Consider the following 2,544-nt stretch of genomic DNA (forward strand, 5'->3'; position numbering starts at 1 on the left):
CGATGACATGATCGGGGTGGACAAATAAACGACGACGCACCCGAAGCTGCTGCAAGGTAACTATTTCAGCACATATGCTGGCCGCCATTCATCGCAATGTTACTTCCAGTCATGAAGGCGGCCTCCTCGCTTGCTATAAACGCCACCAGCGCCGCGATCTCGTCTGGTTGACCTAAGCGTGTTGATTTCCGCGAGGAACTGACCCGGGATTAGCGGATATTTCCATCGAGAATTGACCCATGTTTGAACCTTGCCCCGCGTGTTTTCAGCGGGGGCTATGGAGTGATCGACATGGCGTTATTGAGCGTGATCCGACGCTGGCATTTTCGAGAACATTTATCGATCCGGGAGATTTGCCGCAGGAGCGGACTGTCCCGGAACACCATCCGCAAATACCTGCGGTCGGGTAGCGTGGAGCCGAAGTTCAAGATTCCGGAGCGGCCGAGCAAGCTCGATCCTTTTGCCGACCGGTTGTCAGCCTGGCTGAAGACGGAGGCGAACAAACCTCGCAAGCAGAAGCGCACGGTGAAGCAATTGCACGCCGACCTGCTGAGCCTGGGTTATGATGGCTCCTACAACCGCGTGGCAGCCTTCGCTCGAGACTGGAAAGCCGATCGGCAGAGAGAACTGCAGGTGTCAGGACGCGGGACATTCGTGCCGCTGGCCTTCGAGCCGGGTGAAGCGTTCCAGTTCGACTGGTCGGAGGATTGGGCCATCATCGGCAATGAGCGCACGAAGCTGCAGGTGGCGCATACGAAGCTCAGCTACAGCCGCGCCTTCATCGTCCGGGCCTATCTCCTGCAGACACACGAGATGCTGTTCGACGCCCACAATCACGCCTTCCGTGTCTTCGGCGGTGTTCCCCGGCGGGGCATCTACGACAATATGCGCACGGCGATCGACAAGGTCGGCCGCGGCAAGGAGCGCGACGTCAACATCCGCTTCCAGGCGATGGCCAGCCACTATCTCTACGAACCCGAGTTCTGCAATCCGGCGTCGGGCTGGGAGAAGGGGCAGGTGGAGAAGAACGTGCAGGATGCGCGCCATCGGCTGTGGCAGCCGGTGCCGCGCTTTCCATCGCTGGAAGCCCTGAATGACTGGCTGGAGCATCGCTGCAAGGAACTGTGGGCGCAGACCGCCCATGGCCAGATGCGCGGCACCATTGCCGATATCTGGGCCGAGGAAAGACAGACCCTTATGCCGACATCGCGTCCGTTCGACGGCTTCGTCGAATACACCAAACGCGTCTCGCCCACCTGCCTCGTGCATCTGGAGCGCAACCGCTACAGCGTTCCGGCATCCTTCGCCAATCGGCCGGTGAGCCTGCGGGTCTACCCGGATCGGGTCGTTGTCGCCGCTGAAGGCCAGATCGTCTGTGAACATCGCCGCATCATCGACCGTTCGCATGATCGTCCCGGCCAGACGGTCTACGACTGGCGGCATTATCTGGCGGTCGTGCAGCGCAAACCGGGTGCGCTGCGCAACGGCGCACCGTTCACCGAGCTTCCAGATGCGTTCCGGACCTTGCAGCAGCACCTGCTCAAGAAGCCGGGCGGGGATCGTGAGATGGTCGACATCCTGGCGCTTGTTCTTCAGCACGACGAGAAAGCAGTGCTGTCCGCCGTCGAGACGGCACTGAAGACCGGTGTCCCGACCAAGACGCATGTGCTGAACCTGCTGCATCGCCTGGTCGATGGCAAAACCTTCACACCGCCGACCGTGAATGCGCCGCAGGCCTTGGCGCTCGCCAACGAGCCGAAGGCCAATGTCGAGCGCTACGATGCCTTGAGGAAGGCCATGGAGGTGCGCCATGCGTCATAATCCTGCGAGCGGCGCTATCGTCATCATGCTCAGGAGCCTGAAGATGCACGGCATGGCCCAGGCGGTCGGTGAACTGACCGAACAGGGCTCGCCGGCATTCGAAGCCGCCCTTCCGATCCTGTCCCAACTCCTCAAGGCCGAGACCGCGGAACGGGAGGTTCGATCCGTCGCCTACCAGCTCAAGACGGCGCGCTTTCCGGCCTACCGCGACCTCAACGGCTTCGACTTCTTGAGCAGCGAGGTCAACGAGGCGCTGGTGCGCCAGCTCCATCGCTGCGAGTTTACCGACGAAGCCAACAACATCGTCCTGGTCGGCGGTCCCGGCACAGGCAAGACGCATATCGCAACGGCGATCGGCGTTCAGGCGATCGAGCATCACCACAAGCGTGTCCGGTTCTTCTCGACCGTGGAGCTGGTCAATGCGCTCGAGCAGGAGAAAGCACAAGGTCGATCCGGCCAGATCGCCAATCGTCTCGTCCACTCCGATCTCGTGATCCTCGACGAACTTGGCTACCTGCCGTTCAGTGCGTCAGGTGGGGCATTGCTGTTCCACTTGTTGAGCAGGCTCTACGAGCGCACCAGCGTCATCATCACCACCAACCTCAGCTTCAGCGAATGGGCCAGCGTCTTCGGGGACGCCAAGATGACCACCGCACTGCTCGATCGCCTGAACGCCGATCGCCGTTGCGATATGCGTCTTGCCTGTGCCGGGACCGCCGACCA

Annotated in this window: 2 protein-coding genes and 1 pseudogene; 2 read left to right on the top strand and 1 reads right to left on the bottom strand. The window is 61.2% G+C overall.

Annotation, left to right across the window (positions count from 1 at the left end; translation table 11 throughout):
* Positions 1-65: 65 nt before the first annotated feature.
* A pseudogene (locus VL202_RS14325) lies at positions 66-179 on the bottom strand (SDR family oxidoreductase); the annotation flags it as partial.
* A gap of 112 nt (positions 180-291) precedes the next feature.
* Here VL202_RS14325 and istA point away from each other — a divergent pair.
* Together istA and istB are read left to right on the top strand one after the other, a co-directional pair.
* Entirely contained in the window at positions 292-1,821 is a 1,530-nt protein-coding gene (istA, locus tag VL202_RS14330; RefSeq protein WP_325464777.1) for an IS21 family transposase, read from the top strand.
* Positions 1,811-2,544 (top strand): IS21-like element helper ATPase IstB (istB, locus tag VL202_RS14335; RefSeq protein WP_325464778.1); only part of this gene is annotated, 734 nt, incomplete at its 3' end. The genes istA and istB, both read left to right, overlap by 11 nt.

This window comes from Pararhizobium sp. (assembly GCF_035497515.1).
GTDB lineage: Bacteria > Pseudomonadota > Alphaproteobacteria > Rhizobiales > Rhizobiaceae > Pararhizobium.